The sequence below is a fragment of the Rhizobium sp. ERR 1071 genome, assembly GCF_007828675.1.
Classification (GTDB): domain Bacteria; phylum Pseudomonadota; class Alphaproteobacteria; order Rhizobiales; family Rhizobiaceae; genus Rhizobium; species Rhizobium dioscoreae.
The window spans coordinates 412943-437731 of record NZ_VITM01000002.1; the positions used below are offsets into that span (position 1 = coordinate 412943).

Sequence of the window (24789 nt, forward strand, 5' to 3'; positions counted from 1 at the left end):
CCTATTTGTTGAGTATCAGCTTGCCTTGGCGCGTAATCTTCATGCGGTAGATGACGCCCTCGTGCTTGATCATGATTTCGGTCTGGCCCCGGAAAATATCCGTGCTCTCGACAATTCTTACCTGCGGTGCGGCCGTGCACTGCACCGGCGGCGTAGGGGTCTTCTCAGCAATCATCCTGTTTAGTTTTGCCTGAAAATTCATCGGGGGCCGAACCGTCGTGCGGCCAAATTTATCTTGACTCTCATACTCATGGTTTCATAAAGACGCAATAGGAGACTGCTAAAGTCAAGTTTAAAAATTTCGATGCTACACGCTAGGGCCGTTGGCCGAGCGGACACGCGTCAAACATATTCAGGAGAGATGTCGATGCCGACGAAAACCATCTTGGCGCTCGCTGCTGCGAGTGTGTTCGCCGCGGCATCTTCCGCTCCTGCTTTCGCCCAGGATGCGACAGCGGCGGCGCCTGCTCCAACGGCGTCTCATAAGCTTGATGTCGAGTTGAATGCGCTGGCTCCCTCGCAGAAGGGATGCATGATGACCTTTGTTGCCGAAAACGACATGGCAACCCCGATCAACAAGATCTCCTTCGAACTGGCTTTCTTCAACGACAAAAATGCCGTCGACCGGGTTACCGTGCTTGATTTCCGCGACCTGCCGCTCGGCAAGAAGCGAGTGCGGCAATTCGACATGCCGGGCGTCAAGTGCGAAACGGTCTCCCGCATCATCATCAATGACACGCCGGTCTGTGATGGTCCGGCGGCCGGCGAATGCAAGGCCGCTCTAATCACGCGCTCGCAGACATCTGTTCCTTTCGAAGGCTGAAGCCATGACGATGCGCTCGGCGAAAGTTTCCATCGCACGCCGCGCGGATGGCGGCATGAATGACAACTATCCGAGCGTGCTGCCCGGCCATGAATTGGCGGGCCTCGAGGGCGTGCCGCGACAGCCGGCTGCCGAAGCCGTGGCGCATTACAGCCGTTTCACGCAGATCAGTTCCTATCCGGAGCATCCGAGCGAGGCTGCCCCGGTTGAGATGGCGGAGCATCTGCCGATCGACGCGCTGCCTGAGAGGGCGCGAGAAACAGTTGCCGGGCGCAAGACGTCGCTGGTCTTCTCCGGTGTGGGATCCTGCCTGTTTCATGCCGTTATCGTTGTCGTGCTGCTTTTTACCTTCGTCGCCACGCCCGAGGACGCGCAGGAAGAGGCGGGCGATACCGTCAGCGTCATCATGATCGGCAATTCCGATGCCGATCAGATGGCTACGGGCGAGGAAAACCCGCAGACGGAGCCGGAGCAAGTGACCGCCGAGGCCGTGCAGCCGCAGATGGTGCAGCCGACTGAAATGGCGCCGGAACAGACGCAGCCGCTGCAGCCTGACGTCGTCCAGCCGCAGACAGAGGAAACGCAACAGGTGCAAACAGCCGAGCCCGTTGAACCCGTGGAGCAGACCCAGCCAATGGCAGTCGCACCCGAGCAGCCGCAGATTTTGGCGACGCAGGTACCGGCCGAGACGATGGTCATCCAGCCCGTCGAACCGGTGCAGCCTGTTGATAGCCAGGTTGCCGAAGTTCAGCCGACAGAGCCTCCGCCGGAGGTTGTGACGCCGGTGGAGAAGCCGAAGCCAGTTGAACGAGCAAAGGAAGTGAAGAAGCCTGCCGCAAAGGTCGCGAAGGTGAAGTCGGGATCGCGCGGCGAGAGCGAGCAGGATTCCAAGCGCGGGTCTGTCGATGGTACCGAGGCAGCGCAGTCCGATACCAATTCACAGGTAAATGCTCGTCGGACCGGTGCGGGTAGTGCAGCTGTTGCCAATTATCCTGGTAAGGTGCAATCGCGCATCCGGCGAGCTGTGCGCCTCTCATCCAAGTACGAGCCCGGCATTACTGTGCGTATCCGCCTCACGATTGGTTCGAGCGGTGATCTGACCTCCCTGTCAATCGCGCGGAGCTCGGGCTTCCCGGAGTTGGACGAAGCAGTTACCAGCGGTATCCGCCGGGCGGCACCGTTCCCGCCGTTGCCTTCGGAATGGGGCAAGCCGAGTTGGTCTTTCACGCAAGAAGTGCAAGTGACGGGACGATAGGTCCTGGGCCTGTCGGTTAGGTGTAACCAGATGCCGTTTACCGGTTCTGGAAGGGGCAAATCCCGAACATCCGCCAAGTGCCTTAAAATATGATAAAAATCATCAACTTTATACTTTACTCCAAAACTCATGTTTACTAAGGTCGCCTCACGCTTGGTGGAATCAAGCGTGGACGAGCAACCAGCAAACGGGTGATGTATGGCGCGTAAGGGGAAGAGGGATTCTGGCCGTGAGAGCCGTGAGACGCAGACAACGGCGCAGGTTTCCGGGAAATCCACTCTCGATGGGCGCAGCTTCCTCTATGTGGGCGGCCGTGATTGCCAGGTGGCGCATCTTCGCCAGATCGCCAGCAATTTCGGTGCCGAACTGATCCACCATGATGGCGGCCTGCGCGAGGCGGTCTCGCGTATCGATACCGTGCTGCCGTCGGTCGACTGTGTGTTCTGCCCGATCGATTGCATCAGCCATGATGCCTGCCTGCGGGTGAAGACGGGCTGTAAGAAGTTTGGCAAGGCCTTCATTCCCTTGCGCAACGGTAGCAAATCCAGCCTCGAGCGGGCGTTGCAGACCATGAAAGAACGAGACGCATCAAGATGATCGATAACGGCCCTGACGGGTTTATGCTGATCGGCCTGCATAAGCTGGCCGCACAGAACGGCGATGGGTTGGTGCCCGAACTTTATGAATTGCTGATGCGTCGCAGCGAGGAACAACGGCGCGCCGCCAATGTCGCGACATTTCCGGCCTGGAGGACGCGGCAGCCGGGAGACGTGCCGGAGCAGCCGCTCGATGAAGCAAGCCGCAATGGCGCAAATGTCGTTGCCTTTGCGCCTGCCGTAGATAAGACTGTTGCCCATCGCAAGAAGGTCTGATCGTCGAACGAGGTTGCCATGTACATCGCCATGAACCGCTTCAAGGTCGTCATCGGTTTGGAGGGCGAATTCGAAGAGGTCTGGAGAGGCCGCGATTCTCGCCTATCGGAAGTGCCTGGTTTTCTCGAGTTCCGTCTCCTGCGCGGGAAATCGAGCTTGGAGGAGGGCTATACGCTATTTTCCTCGCACACGACCTGGCACAGCGAAGAAGCTTTCATCAACTGGACGAAATCCGAGCATTTTCGCATGGCGCACCGCAATGCGGCCGATAACAAGCGCCTCTATTGGGGGCCGCCGCAATTCGAAGGCTTCGCTGTCGTTCCGGGGATTTGAGACAGCGTCACCTACCTCGGTAAAATAGCTTCTTTCAGGCCTTGGTCGCACCGGTTCTGAAGAAAGCGCCGAGCGCTATCGCCGCCCAGCCGGCGATCATGCCCATTCCGCCCGTCGGAGCGGCCATCGGAAACAGCGAGCTGCCGCCGAAATGCCTGTTGATGAGATCACCGGCGAAGATCAGTGTCCCCAATCCTAGCAAGACAGCCGCAATCGGTGCGGTGCGGATGCGGTCATAGCCGGCATAAAGCGCCAGGAGGGCAGGGGCGTGGGCAAGGCTCATGGTGGAGGCCGCGCCGAGGAAATGCGTGTCGCCGCCATGAGTCGCTGCTGCGGCCAGCGCCACACCGCCGCCCCCGAGGATGCCGGCGATAAACAGGGTAGCCGGACGGATTATGGCGCCGATGCTCATGTTTTCCTCATTGCCTGTTCTGCATGTGAAAAGCCAGGCGCTCGATCGGCTCCCAGATGATCGCCCGCAGCTTTTCATTCTCGATGGCTTCATCCATGGCTCGGCGGAAGCATAGCAGCCATTCATCGCGCTCTTTCGGGCCGATGGCGGCAACGAAGTGGCGACTGCGCAGGCGAGGATGCCCGCGCTTCTCGATATAGAGCTGCGGCCCGCCGAGATAGCCGGTCAGATATTCGTAGAATTTCTCTTGCGAGCCTTCGAGGCTCGGCGGATGCACGGCACGGCAATTGGCGGCCTCCGGCAGCGTATCCATCAGTTCGTAAAAGCGCGCCGCCAGCGCCCGCACGGTTCGGCCGCCGCCGATCGCTTCGTAAAGTGTGATCGTTTCTTCGCTCAAGCCCAGGCCTCTGTTTGCGATGTCCTAGATGGCAACTCAGAGACGCTGCCGCAACTGTGGAAGCGGTCGGTGCGGCGTTTCGGCGCTGGTTATTTTACTGTTGTCAGCTGGAACGCGTCGCTTTCGCCGGGAATGAGTTCGAGAGGCCACACCGTCTGGCGTGCCTTCCCGGAGTATTCCTGACTATAGGCGGGCATACTGGAAAGCAGGATTTCCGCCAGCTCGACGCCAAGATCATGCACCGAGGTGCGAAAGCAAGTTAGCGCCGGCTGCAGGAATTTGGCGCGCGGCGCCTCGCGGAAGCTGACGACGGCGATGTCGCGGCCCGGAACGATGCCGGCTTCCATGAGGCGACGATAGAGGCCGATCGCCATCAATTCGTAGATCAGGATCACTGCGGTCGGCCTGTCATGCAGCTTCAGCAGTTCGTCGCCAACCTGGTAACCACCCTGTTCGCTCGATTTGGCGCGAAGGACCAGCGCAGGATCATAAGCGATGCCGTGCCGCTCCAGCGCCCGGCGATAGCCTTCCACGAAGATGAAGCCGAGATTGATCTCGCTTGCCGGCGCGCTGATGGCGATGCGACGATGTCCGTGTGCGACGAGCCGGTCGACGGCGGCATTGGCGACGCCGTCGAAATCGAGGTCGGCCCAGGCATGCTGCGCGCCGGAAAGACTGCGGCCAAGCGCTGCAAACGGGATCTTTGCCTTGGCGAGCAGATCGAAGCGCTTGTCGACACGCTGCGTCTCCGAAATGATCATCGCATCGGCAATACGCCGCGCTACCATGCGCTTCAGATATTCATAAGGGTCTTCGTCATGCGGGCAGGGGAGCATGATCAAATCGAGATTGTGTCGCGAGAAGACGCTCTGCAGCCCGCCCGTCACGGTCAGAAAGAAATTGTCGCTGTTCTCGACCGTTTCCCGGCTGGACTGGATCATCAGGCCGATGACATTTGTTGTGCCCTGTCGCAGGCTTCGTCCCGATTGATTGGCGACATAACCCAGTTGCTCAGCGGCGGCGAGAACGCGCTTGCGGGTTTCCTCGTTGACATCAGGCTTGCCGTTCAACGCGCGTGATACTGTGCCGATCGAGATATCGAGATGCTCGGCAAGCTGACGAATTCCCTTCATCGGCCGCGGTTTTCCTCCATGCGCCATTTTCCATAGTCCTCCTCTATTGACACAGGAAAATCTTTTCGCATAGTATCGTAAACGTTTACGGAGCGCGTGTCATGAGGGGTAATGCACGGCCCGCAGGAGGAAATCGTGAAATTTAATGCCATTTTGTGCGGGTGCGGAGCTATGTCCAAGGGCTGGCTCAGGGCTATCACCTCGACGCCGGCGCTTGCCGAATCCATTCAGATTGTCGGTCTGGTCGATCTCGATCGGGCGACCGCCGAAAGCCTTGCGAAAGAGTTTTCTCTCGACGGTGCCGTCATCGGCTCCGACCTCGCGGAGGTCATTGCCGCGACCAAGGCGGATCTGGTCTTTGATATCGTTATTCCGGCTGCGCGTTTCGGCGTGGTTTCGACAGCGTTGAAGGCCGGCTGCCATGTGCTGAGCGAAAAGCCGATGGCGACGTCGCTCGCCGAGGGCGCAGCGCTGATCGATCTGGCCGCTGAAGCTGGCAAGATCCATGCCATCATCCAGAACCGCCGCTTCATCTCCGGCATCCGTCGCATGCGACGCTTTGTGGAGGAGGGGGCGATCGGCGAGCTGACGGGCGTCCATTGCGATTTCTTCCTCGGCCCGCATTTCGGCGGTTTCCGCGAGGAAATGGACAATGTACTGCTGCTCGACATGGCGATCCATACCTTCGATGCCGCCCGCTTCGTCTCAGGTAAGGTGCCGCTCTCAGTCTATTGCATCGAAAAGAATCCGGTGGGCTCCTGGTACAAACATGGCGCCTCGGCGCATGCGCTCTTCGATTTTTCCGATGATGTCGTCTTCAGCTATCGGGGGTCCTGGTGTGCCGAGGGCCGGCGTACGAGCTGGGAGAGCCAATGGCGGCTCACCGGCAGCAAGGGCATGCTGACCTGGGACGGCGAAGAGAGTTTCGAAGCCGCTGTTGCCGGCAACGAGCCGGGTCTGCTGCATGGCTTCACGCCGATCGAGGTTCCCGGACCGAAGCATGAGGAGGAGACGCATGGCCATGCCAGCGTTATCGCCTCCTTCATCGAAGCGATCAAAACGGGCAAGCCGCCGGAAACGGCGAGCTCTGACAACATTCGCAGCCTCGCCATGGTCTTAGGCGCGATAGAGAGCGCCAAGACTGGCCGCCGCGTCGACATTTCAGCACAAGGACAATGACATCATGACAAATCCGGCAAAGGCCATCCGCATCGGCACGATGATCAGGGCGACGAACGAGGATGCCGCAGAGAATATCGCCAAGATCGCTGATCTCGGCTTCGAGAGCTTCGAGCCCTTCTTCTGGCAGACGACCAACGGCCAGAACCTTGCGGATCTCGGCAAGCGCTGCCGCGAGGCCATCGGCGACCGCGACATCACGATCTCGACTCTCGGCATGTTCGGCAATCCGCTCGAAGAGCGCGAGATGGACCTGCAGACGCTGCAAGGCTGGAAGGATTGCATCGACAATGCCCATCATTTCGGCGCAACCTGCGTTGCCGGCTTCACCGGCCGCATCCGCAACCAGCCGCTCACCGACAGCCTGCCGCGCTATAAGCAGATCTGGAGCGAGCTTGCCAAGCGTGCCGCCGACAAGGGCATCAAGATCGCCTTCGAAAACTGCGCCATGGACGGCAACTGGGCGACCGGCGATTGGAACATCGCGCATAATCCGGATGCTTGGGAACTGATGTTCAACGAGACTCCGGACGATAATCTCGGCCTGGAATGGGAGCCTTGCCATCAGATGGTCTATCTGATCGAGCCGCTGCCGCAGATCCGCAAATGGGCGAAAAAGATTTTCCACGTCCATGGCAAGGACGCGACGATCCGTTGGGATGTCATCAAGGAACACGGCATCTTCGGCAAGGAGAAGTTCGTGTTCATGCGCACGCCGGGCTTTGGTGACAGCAACTGGACCGACATCATCTCCGAGCTGCGCTTGGCCGGCTGGTCCGGTTCCATCGATATCGAGGGCTGGCATGACCCGGTTTATCGCGATGCGCTCGAAATGACTGGCCAGGTTCACGGCCTGAACTATCTCAAGAGAAGCCGGGGTGGGGATTTCGTCGAGTAAAGCGCGCATTTGCGAATCTGCATCGATTTAGGAGGCGAGTTGTGCGTTAATGAAGTGCCCGGAGCGTCTGATGTTTCGGGCAGGACGGGTACCCAAACGGAGGAACTGCCGAGCGTCCGCTCCTTGTCCCAAGTGACAGGCGGGCGCTTGGTGCAGATAAGAGGAAAACGCCGATGGCAGCGCGGGCCATGTCATCGGACAGATACCGTCACGGTTCGCATGGTGGAGGAGAATATATGAATATTTTTTCGAAGCTGGCGATCACAGCCGGCATGTCGCTTCTGTTGGCTGCCGGTGTAGCGCAAGCCCAGAGCAAGACATTTAATGTCTGGTGGTTCGAACTGCCGGACACTTCGCAGGCCAAGGCCTGGACCAAGGCGCTCGAAGAGCTGAAAGCCAAGCATCCCGACGTCACGATCAATTTCGAACAGAAGACATTCGAGCAATTGCAAAAGGCTGGCAGCCTCATCCTCAATTCGGATCAGGCGCCGGATGTGCTTGAATACAACAAGGGTAATGCCACTGCAGGTCTCGTTGCCTCGCAGGGGCTGCTGACGCCGCTCGACGATCAATTCAAATCGCGCGGCTGGGACAAGATCCTCAATGAAACCAATAGCCAGCTCAGCAAATACGACGGCAACGGCATCTACGGTTCCGGTCCGATTATCGGCATCCCCGTCTATGGCGAATTCGTTTCGGTTTTCTACAATATCGACATGTTCCAGGCCAACGGCGTGAAAGTGCCGACCACGCTGGACGAGTTCGAAGTTGCGCTGGACACTTTCAAGAAGAAGGGCATTACGCCGCTTGCCTATGGTACGGTGGATTCCAACGCACAGCACCTCGTCTATACGCTTGCTCTGACGCAGGCTGACGACACCTGGGTCAAGAACTATCAGGGGCTCAAGGCACCGCTCGATACCAAACCCTTCCTGTTTGCCGCTCAGAAGATCGCCGACTGGGTGAGCAAGGGTTACATTTCGAAGGATTCGACCGGCCTCAAGGGTACCGGCGGCGCCGACAATCTCTTCTCGTCCGGCACAGCTCCAATGTTTGTCAGCGGCACCTGGAACAACGGCAATTTCGCGAGCTCGATCAAGACCTTCAAGTGGAGCCAGTTCATCTTCCCGACTCCGAAGTACAGCGTGGGTTCGACTGGTAACCTGTTCATGGTGCCGAAGAGCGCCAAGAACAAAGACCTTTCCTACGAGTTCATCGATCTCGTCCTGAGCAAGGAAAACCAGAACATGCAGGCCAATCTCGGTGGCGTTGCCATCGCTGCCGATCCGGCCTCGGTTACCGATGAGGTCGGCAAGCGCAACGTCGAGCTCTTCAACCAGATCTCCAGCAAGGGCGGCCTCGGCTTCTACCCGGACTGGCCGGTGCCCGGCTATTACGAACTGCTCATCCAGGCCACGACCGGCCTGGTCAACGGTTCGACCACGCCTGATCAGTTCGTGGCGCGCCTGAAGAAGGCCTATGACGACGTGCAGGCAGCGCAGTAACACCATCGGCGACAATCACAACGGCAAGACGGCTTTCCTGCCGCCTTGCCGTATCGGACTGGAGGATTTCGATGGATAAGTCGAAGAGCGCCGGCAGGGCGGGGTACTATCTCTATATGATCCCCGGCGTGCTGGGGTTTGTTCTTATCGTGCTTGTTCCGCTGATTGCCAATTTCGCGATCAGCTTCACCACGTGGAAGGGCGGCGTCATCCCGCCGCGTTATGTCGGTCTGGAAAACTATGCCAGGCTGCTTCAGGATACCGCTTTCTGGGGCTCCATCCAGCATACGCTTCTGTTCATCATCTCGATGACGATCGTGCCCATCCTTTTGGGGCTGCTGCTGGCGGCAGTGCTGTTCGATTATATCAGCGCGCAATTCGGCGAGACATGGTCGAGCTTCTTTCGGGCAGGCTTCTATCTGCCGCAGATCCTGCCGCTCACCGCTGCCGGCGTGTTGTGGGCCTGGATTCTCAACCCCATCGGCATCATCAATGCCGTGCTGAAGGCGATGGGCCTCGATTTCATGGCGAAGAACTGGCTGGGGGATGCAAGCTATGCGCTCTGGGCGGTTTCGGCCGTCATCGTCTGGGTCCAGGTCGGCTATTGCCTTGTCGTGTTCATGTCCGGATTGGCACGCGTCGATCCTTCGCTCTACGAGGCCGCCGAGCTCGACAATGCGAGCTGGTTCGCGCGTTTCCGCGCCATCACCATCCCGATGCTGATGCCAGAAATTTTCGTCGTCGCGCTGACGACGCTGATTGCGGCGCTAAAGGTCTTCGCACCGATCTATGTTCTGACGTCAGGCGGACCGGACAATGCGACGACGGTTCCATCCTATCTGTCATATTACCATTTCTTTACGACGAACCGCGTCGGATACGCGGCAGCCATCGCGACGTTGCAGACGGTCATGACCATCATACTCGGCATCGTTTTCCTGCGTATGCAGTCGAAGCAGGCCGAAGGAGGGCATTGAGATGGCAACGGCATCCTCGATTTCCACGCATGTCGCTTCGGCGGAACATCGCGTAAGAAGGGGCTTCGGCCGCTGGGTCGTTCTGGGTATCCTGCTGGTTTTCCTGGCGGGCACCCTCTTTCCGTTCTTTCTTGCGGCAGTCAACGCCATCAAGACGCCCTCCGACTATGCCGCCAATGGTCCGCTTGCACTTCCGCACAGCTTCGATCTGACGGCGCTCAAGAACTTCTGGGCGACCGTCGATTTCCCCCGGAAGCTCTTCAACAGCGTTCTCATCAGCGGATGCACCGCCATTCTGGCCGTCGTCCTCAGTCTGCTGAATGCCTATGCCATCGGCATAGGGCGCGTACGAGGCGGGCAAGGGGTTCTCGTCCTGCTGCTGATTTCAATCATGGCGCCGCAGGAGGCATTGGTCTATCCGCTCTACTATATGTCAAAGCAGGTCGGACTGTTCGACTCGATGCTCTCGGTTATCCTGATCATCGGTGTGCTGCACACCGCATTCGGGACCTATCTTCTGTCTTCGGTGCTGGCGACCTTCCCGCGAGAGATCATCGAGGCGGCGCAGATCGACAATGCCAGCCGCTGGCAGATCCTCTGGATGGTGATCGTGCCGGTGCTCAGGCCGACGCTTGCGGTGCTTGCGACCTTCTTCTTCATCTGGACCTGGAACGAGTTTCTGATCCCGCTGGTATTCCTCGTTTCCAATAACAACCAGACGGTCTCCGTCGCCATGGGCGTGCTGTCGGGCGCCAATACACAGGACCCGACGGCAATTGCCGCGGCTTCACTGCTCGGCATAACTCCTACGATCATCTTCTTCCTGATTTTCCAGCGGACCCTGACGCGCGGTGTCGCGGTAGGTGCCGTCAAATAACCAATGCGGAAGCCCCGTTCGGCGACAGCGGCCGGGCGGCGCGATGAATGGCAAGTTCGATGAATTCGATTTTTCCGCAGGAGGCGTAAAGTGGCAGGTATCAATATCAAATCCCTCACCAAGCATTTCGGTGCCGTGCAGGTTCTGAACGACATCGATCTGACGATCGAGCGCGGCGAGTTCGTTGTCTTCCTCGGCGGTTCGGGCTGCGGCAAGTCGACCTTGCTGCGCATGATCGCTGGTCTGGAGACGATCACCAGCGGCGAAATCTGGATCGGCGGAAAGCGGGTCGACCAACTGCCGCCCGGCGAGCGCGGCGTATCGATGGTCTTTCAGTCCTACGCGCTCTATCCGCACATGACGGTTCGCGAGAACATGTCCTTCGGCTTAAAAAATATCAAAACGCCCAAGCACGAGATTGCAAGGCGCATTGAAGAGGCTGCGAAGATCCTGGAAATGCCGCATCTATTGGATCGCAAACCCTCGGCACTCTCCGGCGGTCAGCGCCAGCGCGTCGCGATCGGCCGCGCCATCGTGCGCGAGCCTGACGTCTTCCTTTTCGACGAGCCGCTTTCCAACCTCGATGCCGGCCTACGCACACGTACGCGCGTGGAACTGGCGCAGCTGCATGAGCGGTTGGGCGCGACGATGGTGTTCGTGACGCACGACCAGGTGGAAGCGATGACACTCGCCGACCGTATCGTGTTGCTCAACAACAAGAAGATCGAGCAGGTGGCAACCCCCGTCGAGATCTACACGCGCCCGGCGACGCGCTATGTCGCCCAGTTCGTCGGCTCGCCCGGCATGAACTTTATCAACATAGCCGGCCTGGATGAAGCGGGCGGGCTGGCAACGGCGACCTTGCCGGATGGCTCTGTCATCAAAACGGCTGTCGCGCTTAACGGCCTTGCTAATTCCGGACTGACGCTTGGCATCCGCCCGGAGCATCTGGTCGTGACGACGGCGGAGAAGGGTGATATCGGCGGCCAGGTCGAGACTGTGGAGCGCCTGGGCGACCGTTCGCTCGTTCATGTCCGGCTCAAGGATGGATCGAAGATCATCGGTACCGATCCCGGCATGACGACGATTACGACCGGCTCGCCGATCGCCTTCGCCGTGGAGGCAACCAAGGTCAGCATCTTCGACGAGAAGGATGCGGCACATCATTCCGTAAACTGAGGAGGAAACAACACAAGATCATCCACAAGCAATTAGGCCTAGACACTACCGATTAGAGCGTTGACGAAACCGTCCAACTGGTATGTTATGTCGCCATGTCCACCGCCCACCATAGAAAGAAGCAGCCCTTGTTCGTCCGCCAGCAGTTGCTGGAGGTGGCGGCGCGGCTTGCTTCCGAAAAGGGGATGACGGCGGTGACGCTGGATGCCGTTTCCGGCGCCTCCGGTGTCAGCAAGGGCGGCTTGCTGCATCACTTCCCCAGCAAGAACATGCTTCTGGAAGCACTGTTCGACAGCCTGCTTGAGCGGCTGGATGCGGCGATCGAGGAAGCGATGCGTGCCGATCCGTTGCCGCATGGCCGCTTTACCCGCGCTTATCTGCATGCCTGTCTGGCGCTGCGCGATCAGCCGCAGGGTACGAAGGACTGGGCACAGGTGACGATGGTGTTGCTCACCGAACCGCAATTGCGGCAGCGATGGCATCAGTGGGTGCGCGAGCGCAGCGAGGAATATGTCGGCACGGACTCCTCGGTGGATGCGGCAATCGTCAGATTGGCGGCCGATGGGATCTGGCTTGCCGACCTGCTCGGCAGTCACGACATGGACGAGAGTGCCCGTCAAAGGCTGATCGACCGGCTGATCGAGCTCACGCAGCTCTAGCCCTATCGGAGATAATGGAATGGCGAACGCATCGGTCTATGCAATGCTGCTGGTCGCGATCGTGCTTGAAGTGATCGGCACGACGGCATTGCAGATGTCGCAGCAGTTTACGCGTCTCGGCCCGACGGTCGTTCTCGTGGTCTGCTACGCGGCAGCGTTCTATTGCCTTTCGGTAACGTTGCGGGTCATCCCGGTGGGCATCGCCTACGCCATCTGGAGCGCGCTTGGCATCGTGCTGATTTCGATGGTGGGCGTGGTGCTTTTCCGGCAGAAACTCGATCTCGCCGCGATCATCGGTCTCGCATTGATCATCGTCGGTGTGCTCGTCGTGAACCTCTTTTCAAAATCCGTGTCGCACTGAAAACAGAGGTGTTGTTCATGGTTGTTTTTGGCTTTGTCAAATCGCTTTGAACGCATTATGTCTTGCGCTGGATAGGCTGATGGAGGCTTGAAATACGGCGCTTTTCCAAAGCGCTTTGGATCGCATAACCTATTCAATCCTAATGGTATTAGAGGAGTGCCGTAATGACTATTCGTGCCGTCGTTTGGGGCGAGAACATTCATGAGCAAACAAACAAGGTCGTCGCCGAGATCTATCCGGAAGGCATGCATAACACCATCGCCAAGGCGCTGAATGCCGATGCAGGCATCGAGGCTACCACTGCAACGTTGCAGGAGCCGGAGCATGGTCTCAGCGAAGCCCGCCTGAAAGACACCGACGTCCTTCTGTGGTGGGGGCACAAGGACCACGGCGCCGTCAAGGACGAAATCGTCGAGCGCGTGGCAAAGCGGGTGTGGGAAGGCATGGGCCTCATCGTACTGCATTCGGGCCATTTCTCCAAGGTCTTCAAGCGCCTGATGGGTACGCCCTGCGCGCTGAAGTGGCGCGAAGCCGGTGAGCGTGAGCGCCTCTGGGTCATCAATCCCCGCCACCCGATCGCAGCTGGCCTCGGTGAGCATTTCGAGCTGGAGAATGAGGAAATGTACGGCGAACAGTTCTCCGTTCCGGAGCCCCTGGAAACCGTGTTCATCTCCTGGTTCCAGGGCGGCGAAGTCTTCCGCTCGGGCATGACCTGGCGCCGCGGCGCCGGCAACATCTTCTATTTCCGTCCCGGTCACGAGACCTATCCGACCTATCACAACGGTACGGTTCAGAAGGTTCTGATCAATTCCGTGAAATGGGCTCATAACCCGCTCGGCACCCAGGCCAGCATCCATGATGCGCCAAATGTGCCGGTCGAAAAGGCACTGGAGCCGATCGTCGAACGCGGCCCGAAACTGCACCAGGCCGGCGAAGCCGGTTATCGCTGAGGTATCAGATGCGTCTCATAGTAGTTGGCACGGGCGGCATGGCGAAGAACCATGTGGAGCATTTCGCCCGCATTCCTGGCGTCGAAATCGTCGGCGCCGTCGATACGGATGCGACGAGGCTCACCGCCTTCTGCGATACGTTCGATATCAAGAAGCGCTTTTTGTCTTTGGACGAGGCGCTGGCCTGGGGTGAGTTTGATTCGGTGACCAACGTCACGCCGGACAAGGCTCATAATCCGACGACGCTTCCGCTGCTCGCCGCCGGCAAGCATGTTCTCTGCGAGAAGCCTCTCGCGGAGAATTATGAAAAGGCTCTGGAGATGACGGAAGCTGCCGAAAGGGCAGGGGTCGTCAACATGGTCAATCTGACCTACCGCAATGTCGCGCAGCTGCAGAAGGCGCGCGAGATGGTGATTTCGGGCGAGATCGGCACGGTCAAGCATGTGGAGGCGTCCTACCTCCAGAGTTGGCTCGTGTCCAAGGCCTGGGGCGACTGGCGCAGCGAGTCCAAGTGGCTTTGGCGCCTGTCGACCGGTCATGGCTCGAACGGCGTTCTCGGCGATATCGGCATTCACATCCTCGACTTCGCCGCCTATGGCGCCGCGACCGATATCGATCATGTCTTTGCCCGTCTCAAGACTTTCGCAAAAGCGCCGGGCGAGCGCATCGGCGAATATACGCTCGATGCCAATGACAGCTTCTCGATGTCGGTCGACTTCGCCAACGGCGCGCTCGGCGTCGTGCATGCGAGCCGGTGGGCGACAGGACATCTGAACGAGCTGAAGCTCCGCATCTATGGCGAGCGCGGTGGCCTGGAGGTGTCCCATAGTCCGAACGGTTCGGAACTGCGGGGTTGCCTTGGCGATGACACGGAAACAGCGACGTGGAGGGTGCTTGAAGTACCGCCGGTTCCGACCAACTATCAGCGTTTCGCCGAAGCTGTCATGAACGGCAGCAGCCAGGACCCAAGCTTCCGCCATGCAGCCAACTTGCAGCGCGTGCTGGATCTTGCCATGGTGACTGAAGTTGAACGGCGCGAACTGAAGGTCTGATATCATAGTCAGCCTTCGGGCAACGCCTTGGGAGTGCACGCATGTCTACCGAGGAAAAAGTTGCCAGCCACTATACGCATGGATCGCTGGAAACGGCGATCCTGCAAACGCTTGCTGCGGGCGGCAAGGATATCGATAACTTGCGCATCCGCGACTTGGCTGACGTCGATGAATTCCATTTGGGGCGACATGCCGCAACGGTGGATTTCGCGAGGGATCTCGATCTTTCTGCCGGCCTGCGTCTTGCCGATATCGGTTCCGGCCTCGGCGGGCCGGCCCGCCATTTTGCCGACTCCTACGGATGCATCGTATCGGGCATCGATCTCACCCAGGAATTCGTTCAGGTCGCCAACTCGCTGACGCTTCGCTGCGGCCTGGCGGAGCAGGTCTCCTTCCGGCAGGGAAGTGCTTTGGCATTGCCCTTCGAGAGCGGCAGCTTCGATCGCGTCACGCTCATTCACGTCGGCATGAACATAGAGGACAAGGCGAGACTGTTTGCGGAGGTCCGGCGCATTCTCAAATCGGACGGCCGTTTCGGCCTCTATGAAATCATGCAGATGCGCGACGGCACGCTCCCTTTTCCCATGCCCTGGGCGATGGAGCTGGAAACCAGCTTCGTCCGTAGCCCGGATGTCTATCGTCAGCTGCTGGAGGAAGCCGGTTTCGCGGTGGAGCTGGAACAGGATCGCAGCGCTCTCGCGATCCGGCTCGCGCATGAGGCGCGCGCCAAGGCGGCCGCGGGCGAGCCGCGAGACCAGGGTTTCCGGACGTTGATGGGGCCACGGGCTGGTGAGCGCATGAGCAACGTCAACGTGTCGGTCGAGGGCGGCCTGCTTGCACCGATCGAGATGATTGCCCGGGCGGTGTGACGGCTGCTGCCCGTTGACAGCGATGGGCCTGTTTCTATATTGAAAATCCAACGGTAATGGATTTCTGCCGGGCCTTGGTGGCCGAACCGCTGCTCTGATTTTCCCAGGGAAGCTGATGACTCCTACTCAACACGCCCGAAAGGCGAAGGAGTAGAGTTATGTCTTTTTTCTTGCCGTTATTCCATTCAGCTTTCGTAGTCACCGTCTCGATTGGCCTATGGCCGTGTTGGCGGGCGGATCTTGGCGCCGGCATTTTCGATAGCCGATATCGCAATGCCGCTAATTTGGGTCCTTCGATCGGGAATGTTGCGGATGATGACCAATAAACACAGCGGGAGATTGCCGTGATCTATCTTATTGTTTTTATGGGGGCCGGACTCGGCGGTGCATTCCGTCTTGGCGTGAATGAACTCGCCGCACGCGCGGTCGGTGTCGAGTTCCCGTTTGGTACCCTCATCATCAATATTCTCGGGGCCTTCATCATGGGGCTGCTGACGGAGTATTTCGCCTTTCGCGGCGGTATGTCGCAGGAGATGCGGTTGTTTCTGACAACAGGCCTTCTGGGTGGGTTTACGACGTTTTCGACCTTTGCGCTGGAAAGCGTCGTGCTCTGGGAGCGCGGCCAATGGATGCCGGCTATTGCCTATGTCGCCTTGTCCGTTTTTCTCTCGATTGCAGCCCTGATAGCAGGTCTTGCAATTGTCCGGCTAATAATTCAGGCTCAAACGGTATAGTGATGAAGGGTCGGCAAATTTCGCCGCATTTTTGCCGATTCTGAGGTGAATGCCTCTCGAGAATCGCTGGAGTTTCTGTCCACGACATCCACCGCTCGTTGCGAACGGACTCTCTTGCGAAATTCGACTAATCAACTCATATAATCGCCTATTACGATCACCGTATAACAGAGGAGTCGGGCGTCAATCAGGAAGTGCCGGGCGAATATCCCAAGTTTTTAGCCCGTTGCCACTTCGGGAATTGCATGCAGCTTCCCCCCAGCAAAGACTTCCTCCCTGGACGGCCCTTAATAGATAGACATGACGGAGAGTCCCTTGAGCGCACCTGCTCCCACTTCCAACCAATCTCCTGCTCCGGAACAGACTTTCGGCACGGCTGGCATCGCACCGATGGATCGCCCCAGCGCCATGACGCGCTTTTTCATGGGCATCGTCGCCTGGGCGGAAGGCCTCAATCTGAAATACGCCAAGCTCGGCAATCCGCCGGTCTATGACACCAAGACTTTCCCCTGGGCCGCAGAGATAGAAAAGGATTTTCCGGCCATCCGAGCCGAGCTGGAAAAGGTGCTGCTGCGCCAGAGCGAGCTGCCGACCTTCCAGGACATCTCGACCGACGTGAAGACCATTTCGACCGATACGCGCTGGAAGACCTTCTTCCTCCTCGGTTTCGGTGTGAAGTCGGAGCAGAACATCAAGGCGTGCCCGAACACCTGGGCGGCCGTACAGAAGATCCCCGGCCTGACGACGGCCATGTTCTCGATCTTCGAACCGGGCAAGCATCTTCCGGCTCATCGCGGCCCCTATAACGGCGTGCTGCGCCTGCATCTCGGCCTTATTGTGCCGGAGCCGAACGAGAAGCTCGCCATCCGCGTCGACAAGCAGGTTTGCCATTGGCAGGAAGGCAAGGCGCTGATCTTCGACGACGCCTATGAGCACGAAGCGTGGAACCATTCCGACAAGACGCGCGTCGTGCTCTTCGTCGACTTCGTCAAGCCGCTGAAATTCCCGGCTCGTTTCGTCAACTGGGCCTTGATGAACCTGGCGATCTTCACGCCCTTCATCAAGGAAGGTCTCGACAACCACAAGGAATGGGAAAAGAAGTTCTACGCCGAAGCCGAGGCGTTCAGAAATCGCCCGAAGCCCTGACCCAATCAGCCAGTAAATTCAACAAAACCCCGGAATCCTTGCAGATTCCGGGGTTATGTTTTGAACGATCAGCCTAACGCTCAGGCAGGCTTATCCGTCTCTTCCGTGTCATCATAGTATTCCTCTTCCACAGGCTGCGTGGCATTGGTCTTGCCATCCAGATTGCCAAGCAGTGCCGAGATGGCATTGTCGCCGTCGAAGCCGGCTTCCTTCAGCAGGCGGTCGAGGATCGGCTTGTTGGCCTGGTAGGAGAGAAGCTGGCCGGCAAGCCCTTCGCCGAGGCCGACGCCGCTGCTGCTATTGGTCCCGTTGCCGTTGCGGCCGAGCATGCCGCCGGTGTCGAAGATACGGATATCCGAGATTTTCTCGATCGGCTTGACCGCTTCGGCAAGGGCGGCGGGCACGATGCGGATGCGCTCGCGGGTAATCTCGAATTCGATGATGGCGGGGCTGAGCTTGTTGCGCGCTTCGTTCAGCAGCGCTTCGCTTTCAGCCGTTGCTTTACCGGTTTCGAGAATACCCTTGGCCTTGATGATCGCAGCGTCGGCTTCTGCCGTTGCCAGTGTCTTGATGGCTTCGGCCTGGTCGGTCGCGGCCTGCTTTTCGGCTTCTGCCGCAATGGTGACCGCGGTTGCCTGGGTCTGTGCGCGCTTCTGTGCGTCGATCACGGCGATCTGCTTCTCACGTTCGGCGATCTCGACCGCCTTGGCGGTGCCGACCTTTTCCTCGGCTGCTATGGCAAGTGCGCGAGCGGCTTCTGCCTTTGCCTTGGCCTCCGACTCCTCGCGGCTCTTGTTGGCGACCGCGATGGCGCTTTCCTGTGCGACGATCTGGATATCGCGGCGGGCTTCGGTATCGCGCTGCTGCACGGCACGGGCCGAGTCGATGTTGGCGGATTCGCGAGCCTGTTTCGCAGCTGCCTCGCGTTCGGCGATCGCCTGTTCGGCGGCGATGCGGGCTTCCTCTTCCGCACGCTTGGCCGCCTGTTCCTGCTGTGCGGTCTCGGCGCGGGTGGCGGCGGACTTGTTGGCGATGTCGCGCTGTTGGTTCAGTTCGGCCTCGCGCTTCGTCCGCTCAATGGCGAGCGACTGCTGGCGGGCTTCCAGGTCCTTCTGGGCGATCGCGACTTCGGTATCGCGAACGACTTCGTTGCGCTCCTTCTTGCGCGCCTCGGTGACGCGGGTCAGAGCAGCCAGACCATGGGCGTCGAAGAAGTTGTTGGCGTTGAAGTGTTTGATATCGGTCTGGTCGAGGCGCGTCAGTGACACGGATTCCAGTTCGAGACCGTTCGACTGCAGGTCGGAACCGACTGCATCCTGCACCGCCTTGACGAAATCCATGCGTTGTTCCTGCAGGGCATCGAGGCTCATCGTGGCCGCCACTGAGCGCAGGCTGTCCACGAACTTAGCTTCGATCAGCTGACGCAACTGTTCGCTGTCGTTGGTGCGGTTGCCGAGCGTCTGGGCGGCGAGAGCGATCGAGGAGCTGTCCGGCTTGACGCGAACATAGAACTCGGCGCCGATATCGACGCGCATGCGGTCCTTGGTGATCAGCGCGTCGTTCTCGCCGCGCTGGACTTCCAGGCGCAGCGTCTTGAGGTTGACGCGGGCGATCGAGTGGAAAATCGGCAGCACGACGGAACCGCCGTCGAGCACGACTTTCTGGCCGCCGAGGCCGGTGCGAACGTAGGCCTCATCGCGGCTCGAGCGCACATAGAGCGAGGCAAGGACGAAGCCGATCCCGAGGATCAGGACGAGACCTATGCCTGCGGGAAGAATAAGGTCGTAAAGGCCGTTCATGAAGGTTGCTCCGTAGAGGATTTGTCATCGGACCTCACAAGGTCCGAGGGGGCGGAAACTGCGATGAAGATGTCGGCCTTGCGGTCGACAAGCAGAACTTGGGCGCCGATCGGCAAGGGGCTTTCATCCTTGGCGGCGCTGGCGCGCAACTGATGCCAGTTGCCGTGCGCATCTTTGACGCTGACGCGGCCGGGCAGACCCTGATCCAGAGGACCGATGGAAACCGTGCCGGTACGGCCGACAAAGTCGTCGGCCTCGACGGCATAGGTCTCGTCGCGCGGCACGATCCTGGCGATCATTCGCGTCGAGCCGCGGACGAGAGGGATCGTGACGGCGAGGGCCGGCACGGCGGCAACGATCGCCGGCAGCGGCGCCCGGATCACGTCGGCCACGGTCTGGATGGCAAAGCCCGTCACGGCGAAGATGCCGAGGGCCAGCATGATGAGGATCAACAGCGGCACACCGCCGATATTGATCCAGGACAGCAGGCCGGCGAGCACTCCGTCATGACCTTCGAAATGCGGCTTGCCGATGAGTTCGCTCAGAGAAAAGCCGAGCAGCATCGAAAGGATTTCGATTGCCGTCAGTCCGATCAGGATCATTGCCGCGATGGCAAAGGGCGCACATTCGGGTGCGAGAAACAGGTGCATCGGTTACTGGCCGTTGGCCTTGAAGCGGGCAAGGCGTGCTTCGATAGCCTGCTCCCGGTGCAGGCGATCGAGCTCATCGAGCTCGGCGCTGGTTGCGGGCTCACCCGAGGGTACGCCGGTCAAGCGGGAAACGGCGGCTGCCGCGCGCGCGGCACCGGCGGCCGGTGTCGGCCGTGGATTTCCGCCCGTTGCTTCTTCGGGAGCATGGCGGGCGATGCTACGCTTGAAATCGACAAGCCGCGCTTCCGCCTCGCGACGCGCGGCAAGAACAGCCTGAAGCGCCTTCTGACCCTCGTCGATCCGTGCGTTCGCATCCGCAAGCGCCTTGTCGAGGGCCGCAGTCTGGGCTTCGAGGTCGATCTGGCGCGAGACGCCGGCCTTGGCGAGATCTTCGCGGTCGGCAGAGATCGCAAGCCGGATCTTGGCGTCGAGCGCGTCGAGATCGGCGACGATCTCGCTGCGGCGGCTCTGGATGCGGTATTCCTCGGCGCGCGCCTTGCCGAGATCGGCACGTGCTTCATCGGCGGCGGCGTCGATCTCGCGCAGCGCCTGCTCGATGACGGCAACCTTGCTGGCGCCTTCTACGGCGTCGACTGCGGCATTGGCGAGGCCTGCAATCAGTCGCCCCATGCGGGAAAGAATGCCTTCATGCATCGTCATGTTATCCTCCGTTCGGGGAGAGTTTGGTGTTACCCCGATGTGAATCGCGTAGTGGCCGCCATCGGCGATCAGATAGGCGGGGATATTGCTCTCCCAGCCTTTGAAATAGCCGGCCACGTCGAAGGGCACGGCAACACGACCGCGCACCGTCGAGATTGTCAGGTCTGACGGACCCTTGATGGCAAAGAGCTTTTCGTCGAGCGGCAGCCGGTTCCAATCGGCAAGCCCGCCTCGATTGGCCGCAAAATCACGCAAGCCCAGCGTCACGAGGCGCGCGGGTAAAGCAGTGCGTTCGCGGATGGTCTCATAGGCAAGATCATGAAGCGTGACGAGATTTGCTCCGGCTCTGTCCGGAACGATTTCGCCCAAGAGTTTCATCATCTGCCCGTATGCGGCAAAGGTCTCGTCCAGAGCCTGCCGCGCTTCGTCATCGGGAGCGAGATCATATCGCAGACGAGAGCGGTGCGTTGGTACATGTATCTTTGCCATGGCCTTCAAGTAAAGCACCGCTACGGTGCTTTTCAAGGGAGCATGACGTCAAACATGAATGAATTGTAATGAATAATGGGTCGCATAGGTTGCAAAAATTTGATGCTTCTCTCCGCCTATGGGCGATCGCATACCCTGCAAGCTCGCGTATATGTAGTGATTGGATGTAAAAAAACCATATGCAAAGCGCGGCCAATCGGCCGCGATGCATTGGAATTATCAGTGGAACGTTGGGGGCGGAACCGTGATTATTTCACGGTTCGCACGATTGCGGCACCTGCCGTCATGCCGCCGCCGAAGGCCACGAGACCGAGGTTGAGCGGTTCGGAACGCTCATTGGCGACATGCAGCATGGCGAGCGGAATGCTCGACGAGCTGGTGTTGCCATAGGTCTCGATGACGCTGAGAGCCGGGCGGCCGCTGCGCTTGGCAATCGTGTCGATGATGCGCTGGTTGGCCTGGTGCGGTACGAGCAGATCGAGATTGGCAAGCTCGATGCCGGCGTCGACGCAGGCGTTTTCGATCGAGCGGGTCATCGAATGCACGGCCTCGGTGAAGACCGAGCGGCCGTTCATGGCAATGACTCCATCATCCGGCAGCGGAACATAGAGTAGATCGCCCGGTTCCGGCCGGCCGCTGACGATCGGACGGCTTGCGGTGAAGAGCGGGTTGCGCGCCATGTCGCGGCTGGTCACCAGGCTGGCCGTGGCTGCATCGCCGAACAGGATTGCGGTGGAGAAATCGTTCATGTCGAGCAGCGGCGACAGAACTTCCGAGGTAATGATGAGCACCTTGGCATCGTTCTGCTGGGCGATGAAATCATAGGCCTGCTGCAGGGCATAGAGATAGCCGGAGCAGGCGGCACCCATGTCATAGGCGGCCAGCGATGGCCGCACGCCATCTTCGGCGACGGCAACCGCGACGCGGCTTGCGAGCGACGGCGTGGCGATGTCAGGCGTTCCGGTGGCGGCGATCACCAGATCGACATCGTGGATCGACATCTGGTTCTGCTTGAGAAGATCGCGCGTCGCCTTGGCGGCAAGGCTCAGCGTGCCCTCTTCAGGGCCGACCCAGAAGCGGCTCTTGATGCCCGTCAGCGCCAGGATCTCGTCGGCGCGGCGGTTCGGCCAATTATGGATGATCTCTTCGTTGGTGACGCGGCGGGCGCCGGTCGCGATGCCAATGCCGTTGATGACGACTTCCGAGAAGCTGCCGGTATGGCGGCGCAGCGTCGGGATGACATGAGACTTCAGCCGGCGCAGCACGAACTTGTTCTGAATCTCGGACGCCAGCGCAAAATTCTGTTCGCTGAGATCACGGTTGGCGTCGACGGTCAGAAGGGGGCTGTCGGTAGCTATCTGGTCGCCGATCTTGGCGAAGACCTCCTGCACGACACCGCCGATATTGGCGCAGATTTCGACGGAGGCTTTCGTCGCCTCGACAACGGCGACGAGCTGGCCGACCTCGATCTTGTCGCCGGGCTTGACGAGCATATCGGTCACGAGGACGTTCTCGTCGGCAGGGCCGGAGCCGATTGCCTTGATCGCCGCCGTCGGGCCGCTGTCATCCTCTTCGTGCCAGGTCACCTCGCATTCGAGGACTTCGGCCATCAGATCGACCAGCTTGCGATAGGAGGGCAGTGTCTCGAGCTGATTGCGGAAGTTAAAGGGAATGTGAGCGTCCGAGCGGGCCAGCCTGCGCACGACGACCGGCACATCGGTCTTTTCGGTGACGGTCGCGATGATTTCCGCGCCCATACCGACGGTGCGGTTATCTTCATGGACGACGATCAGGCGGCGGGTGCGCCGTGCGCTCGCCAGCACTTCCTTCTCGTCCCAGGGTGAGATCGAGCGCAGATCGATCACCTCGACGGAGAAGCCCTGTGCCTCGAAGGCGCTTGCAGCATTGGCGCAGAGCGAAACCGTGTTGCCGTAGCTGACGAGCGTGATGTCGCGGCCACGGGCGACATGGCGCGACAGGCCGGGATGGACGAAATGCTTGTCGATATCCTCGGAGGTGCGGCCGTCGGAATTATTGAGCACGGCCTTCGGATAAAGGAAAACCGTGGGGCGCCGCGACTCGAAGGCAGCATTCAGCAGACCGGCCGCATCGCCGGCGCTGGAGGGCATGACGACGTCGATGCCCGGTGTGTGCGCCAGCATCCCCTCGAAGCTCTGGGCGTGGAACGGGCCAAGGCCGGGCTTATAGCCGCCGCAGCTCACCATCAGGATGACGGGTGCTTCCCAGGCGCCATTGCTGCGCCAGAACATGCTGCCCATTTCCGAGACGATCTGATTATAGGCCAGCGGCAGGAAATCGGCGAACTGCAGGAAGGCGACGGGGCGCTGGCCGGCCAGCGCGCGGCCAACGGCGGTGCCGACGATTGTCGATTCGGTGAGGGCGGCGTTGCGAACGCGGTCGGGATATCTCGTGCTGAGGCCGCGGGTGACGCCGAAGACATCGCCTTTCGGATCTTCAATATCCTGCCCGAATAGGACAACTTCGGGGTTGGCGGCCAGCTGCTTGTCGAGAACGACATTAAGCGCCTCGCGCATCGTCAGCGTCGAGGCGGTCTCGTTGCCGCGATATTCTGCCTTCTTGCCGAAGGAAGCAGGGTAAGGAGCTTTGGCTTCCGGCTCGACCTTCGGGGCGTCTTCCTTGCGGGCAAGGGCGGCTTCCGCCTGCACTTCCGCAATCAATTCCCGTTCGATCTCTCGCAGAGCATCGGCATCGATGCCGGCCTTCTGCAGCATCGCCCGCAGATTTGGCAGCGGGTCGCGCGAGGAGCCCGCCTCGATTTCGAGCAGGGTGCGATAGGTCTTCTGATCGTCGGCATTGGTGTGGTCGGAAAGGCGCTCGACATTCAAAAGCACGATGCTTGGCGTGCGGTTGTTGCGGCTATGACGGACGGCCTTGCGGAAAGCGTCGCGCGATGCGGTGAGATCGTCGCCATCCGTGCGGATGATATCGATGCCGTAGAAAGAGGAGGCCGGGCCGGCGGGCAGATCGAAGAAGGTCTGTTTGCTTGTGCGCGTCGAGATGGAGAAGCTGTTGTCCTCGATGACGAAGACGACCGGATATTGGCTGCGCACGGCTTCGGCGACCGCTTCGAGGAATTCGCCCTGCTGCGTGGTGCCATCGCCGACGCAACAGATGGCGATCGGCATGCCGGGCTTATGCTTCAAGGATGCCGCGACGCCGACAGCGTGCAGGGCATTGTTGCCGACGGGGCCGACGATCGATGTGATGTTGAGAGCGCGGGAGGATAGATGCGCGCTCATCTGCCGGCCGGCGGAATGGGAATTGGCTGTCGCAAGCAGACTGGAAAAGAACTCACGAATGGGCATGCCACGCGCCAGCATCAGGGCTTTGTCGCGATAATGCAGATGCAGCCAGTCGTCGTCCTGAAGGAATTCGTTGAGAAGCGCCGTGGACTCGTGGCCGGCGCCGGAAACATGGAAATGTGCTATGCCCTGCTTGATGAATTCTCGCTCAAGGCGATCTATTTCTCTGGAAATGAAAAATATTCTGTGAAGTTGCTTAAGGTATTCTGTTGCAAACCTCCCTTCCATCTCAATGA

The 24789-nt window shown here is 59.7% G+C and carries 26 protein-coding genes and 1 riboswitch; of the genes, 18 read left to right on the forward strand and 8 right to left on the reverse strand.

What is annotated here, in order from left to right:
• Position 1: 1 nt before the first annotated feature.
• Positions 2-175, reverse strand: a complete 174-nt coding sequence (gene hemP, locus FBZ99_RS07295) for a hemin uptake protein HemP (RefSeq protein ID WP_047629363.1) — start codon at positions 173-175, stop codon at positions 2-4.
• Between the two features lie 192 nt (positions 176-367).
• Between hemP and FBZ99_RS07300 the strand changes: the two genes are divergently transcribed.
• The 5 genes from FBZ99_RS07300 to FBZ99_RS07320 all read left to right on the forward strand — a co-directional run bounded on the left by FBZ99_RS07300 (position 368) and on the right by FBZ99_RS07320 (position 3283).
• Positions 368-823 (forward strand): hypothetical protein, encoded by a 456-nt coding sequence (locus FBZ99_RS07300; protein WP_113420525.1) that lies wholly within the window; start codon positions 368-370, stop codon positions 821-823.
• Between the two features lie 4 nt (positions 824-827).
• The gene (locus tag FBZ99_RS07305) at positions 828-2078 is read left to right on the forward strand and encodes a cell envelope integrity protein TolA (RefSeq protein ID WP_145632182.1); all 1251 of its coding nucleotides are present in this window, start codon (positions 828-830) and stop codon (positions 2076-2078) included.
• Between the two features lie 198 nt (positions 2079-2276).
• Positions 2277-2675 (forward strand): DUF2325 domain-containing protein, encoded by a 399-nt coding sequence (locus tag FBZ99_RS07310; RefSeq protein ID WP_113330217.1) that lies wholly within the window; start codon positions 2277-2279, stop codon positions 2673-2675.
• Positions 2672-2950: a hypothetical protein gene (locus FBZ99_RS07315; protein ID WP_113420458.1), complete on the forward strand. Its 279-nt coding sequence runs from the start codon at positions 2672-2674 to the stop codon at positions 2948-2950. The genes FBZ99_RS07310 and FBZ99_RS07315 overlap by 4 nt, the downstream gene beginning before the upstream one ends.
• Positions 2951-2968: 18 nt before the next feature.
• Entirely contained in the window at positions 2969-3283 is a 315-nt protein-coding gene (locus FBZ99_RS07320; protein ID WP_113395443.1) for an antibiotic biosynthesis monooxygenase family protein, read from the forward strand.
• Between the two features lie 34 nt (positions 3284-3317).
• On the opposite strand, the gene FBZ99_RS07325 is transcribed toward FBZ99_RS07320, so the two are convergent.
• The 3 genes from FBZ99_RS07325 to FBZ99_RS07335 all read right to left on the reverse strand — a co-directional run bounded on the left by FBZ99_RS07325 (position 3318) and on the right by FBZ99_RS07335 (position 5225).
• Positions 3318-3695 (reverse strand): DUF423 domain-containing protein, encoded by a 378-nt coding sequence (locus tag FBZ99_RS07325; protein ID WP_113351720.1) that lies wholly within the window; start codon positions 3693-3695, stop codon positions 3318-3320.
• A gap of 7 nt (positions 3696-3702) precedes the next feature.
• A complete protein-coding gene (locus tag FBZ99_RS07330) occupies positions 3703-4092 on the reverse strand; it encodes a group II truncated hemoglobin (RefSeq protein ID WP_145632184.1) in 390 nt (129 codons plus the stop codon).
• Positions 4093-4181: 89 nt separating this feature from the next.
• A complete protein-coding gene (locus FBZ99_RS07335; protein WP_145632186.1) occupies positions 4182-5225 on the reverse strand; it encodes a substrate-binding domain-containing protein in 1044 nt (347 codons plus the stop codon).
• 135 nt (positions 5226-5360) lie between these two features.
• On the opposite strand from FBZ99_RS07335, the gene FBZ99_RS07340 reads away from it, so the two are divergent.
• The 13 genes from FBZ99_RS07340 to FBZ99_RS07400 all read left to right on the forward strand — a co-directional run bounded on the left by FBZ99_RS07340 (position 5361) and on the right by FBZ99_RS07400 (position 17611).
• Positions 5361-6404 (forward strand): Gfo/Idh/MocA family protein, encoded by a 1044-nt coding sequence (locus FBZ99_RS07340; RefSeq protein WP_145632189.1) that lies wholly within the window; start codon positions 5361-5363, stop codon positions 6402-6404.
• Between the two features lie 4 nt (positions 6405-6408).
• On the forward strand, positions 6409-7302 hold the full coding sequence (locus tag FBZ99_RS07345; RefSeq protein ID WP_145316328.1) for a sugar phosphate isomerase/epimerase family protein: 894 nt from the start codon (positions 6409-6411) through the stop codon (positions 7300-7302).
• A 236-nt stretch (positions 7303-7538) separates the two neighbouring features.
• On the forward strand, positions 7539-8807 hold the full coding sequence (locus tag FBZ99_RS07350; RefSeq protein WP_113420461.1) for an ABC transporter substrate-binding protein: 1269 nt from the start codon (positions 7539-7541) through the stop codon (positions 8805-8807).
• Positions 8808-8878: 71 nt separating this feature from the next.
• On the forward strand, positions 8879-9784 hold the full coding sequence (locus FBZ99_RS07355) for a carbohydrate ABC transporter permease (RefSeq protein ID WP_113330209.1): 906 nt from the start codon (positions 8879-8881) through the stop codon (positions 9782-9784).
• A 1-nt stretch (position 9785) separates the two neighbouring features.
• Positions 9786-10661 (forward strand): carbohydrate ABC transporter permease, encoded by an 876-nt coding sequence (locus FBZ99_RS07360; RefSeq protein WP_113330208.1) that lies wholly within the window; start codon positions 9786-9788, stop codon positions 10659-10661.
• Positions 10662-10751: 90 nt separating this feature from the next.
• A complete protein-coding gene (locus tag FBZ99_RS07365; protein WP_113330207.1) occupies positions 10752-11840 on the forward strand; it encodes an ABC transporter ATP-binding protein in 1089 nt (362 codons plus the stop codon).
• A gap of 95 nt (positions 11841-11935) precedes the next feature.
• Complete coding sequence (locus FBZ99_RS07370; RefSeq protein WP_113330206.1) at positions 11936-12499, forward strand: TetR/AcrR family transcriptional regulator; 564 nt, start codon at positions 11936-11938, stop codon at positions 12497-12499.
• 19 nt (positions 12500-12518) lie between these two features.
• Positions 12519-12860, forward strand: a complete 342-nt coding sequence (locus FBZ99_RS07375) for a DMT family transporter (protein ID WP_113330205.1) — start codon at positions 12519-12521, stop codon at positions 12858-12860.
• Positions 12861-13024: 164 nt separating this feature from the next.
• The gene (locus tag FBZ99_RS07380) at positions 13025-13810 is read left to right on the forward strand and encodes a ThuA domain-containing protein (protein ID WP_113330204.1); all 786 of its coding nucleotides are present in this window, start codon (positions 13025-13027) and stop codon (positions 13808-13810) included.
• An 8-nt stretch (positions 13811-13818) separates the two neighbouring features.
• On the forward strand, positions 13819-14862 hold the full coding sequence (locus FBZ99_RS07385; RefSeq protein ID WP_113330203.1) for a Gfo/Idh/MocA family protein: 1044 nt from the start codon (positions 13819-13821) through the stop codon (positions 14860-14862).
• A 41-nt stretch (positions 14863-14903) separates the two neighbouring features.
• Positions 14904-15731, forward strand: coding sequence for a class I SAM-dependent methyltransferase (locus FBZ99_RS07390; protein WP_113389032.1), 828 nt, complete (start codon positions 14904-14906; stop codon positions 15729-15731).
• A gap of 43 nt (positions 15732-15774) precedes the next feature.
• A riboswitch (Fluoride riboswitch) is annotated at positions 15775-15863 on the forward strand.
• A gap of 212 nt (positions 15864-16075) precedes the next feature.
• Complete coding sequence (crcB, locus tag FBZ99_RS07395; RefSeq protein WP_113389031.1) at positions 16076-16465, forward strand: fluoride efflux transporter CrcB; 390 nt, start codon at positions 16076-16078, stop codon at positions 16463-16465.
• Positions 16466-16765: 300 nt separating this feature from the next.
• On the forward strand, positions 16766-17611 hold the full coding sequence (locus FBZ99_RS07400) for an aspartyl/asparaginyl beta-hydroxylase domain-containing protein (RefSeq protein ID WP_113330200.1): 846 nt from the start codon (positions 16766-16768) through the stop codon (positions 17609-17611).
• Between the two features lie 80 nt (positions 17612-17691).
• Here FBZ99_RS07400 and FBZ99_RS07405 read toward each other — a convergent pair whose 3' ends face one another.
• The 4 genes from FBZ99_RS07405 to FBZ99_RS07420 all read right to left on the reverse strand — a co-directional run bounded on the left by FBZ99_RS07405 (position 17692) and on the right by FBZ99_RS07420 (position 24781).
• The gene (locus FBZ99_RS07405; RefSeq protein ID WP_145632192.1) at positions 17692-19410 is read right to left on the reverse strand and encodes a flotillin family protein; all 1719 of its coding nucleotides are present in this window, start codon (positions 19408-19410) and stop codon (positions 17692-17694) included.
• Entirely contained in the window at positions 19407-20060 is a 654-nt protein-coding gene (locus FBZ99_RS07410) for an OB-fold-containig protein (protein WP_113330198.1), read from the reverse strand. The genes FBZ99_RS07405 and FBZ99_RS07410 overlap by 4 nt, the downstream gene beginning before the upstream one ends.
• A 3-nt stretch (positions 20061-20063) precedes the next feature.
• A complete protein-coding gene (locus FBZ99_RS07415) occupies positions 20064-21209 on the reverse strand; it encodes a PspA/IM30 family protein (RefSeq protein ID WP_113420464.1) in 1146 nt (381 codons plus the stop codon).
• Between the two features lie 248 nt (positions 21210-21457).
• Positions 21458-24781, reverse strand: coding sequence for a thiamine pyrophosphate-dependent enzyme (locus FBZ99_RS07420; RefSeq protein ID WP_145632195.1), 3324 nt, complete (start codon positions 24779-24781; stop codon positions 21458-21460).
• Between the last annotated feature and the right edge of the window lie 8 nt (positions 24782-24789).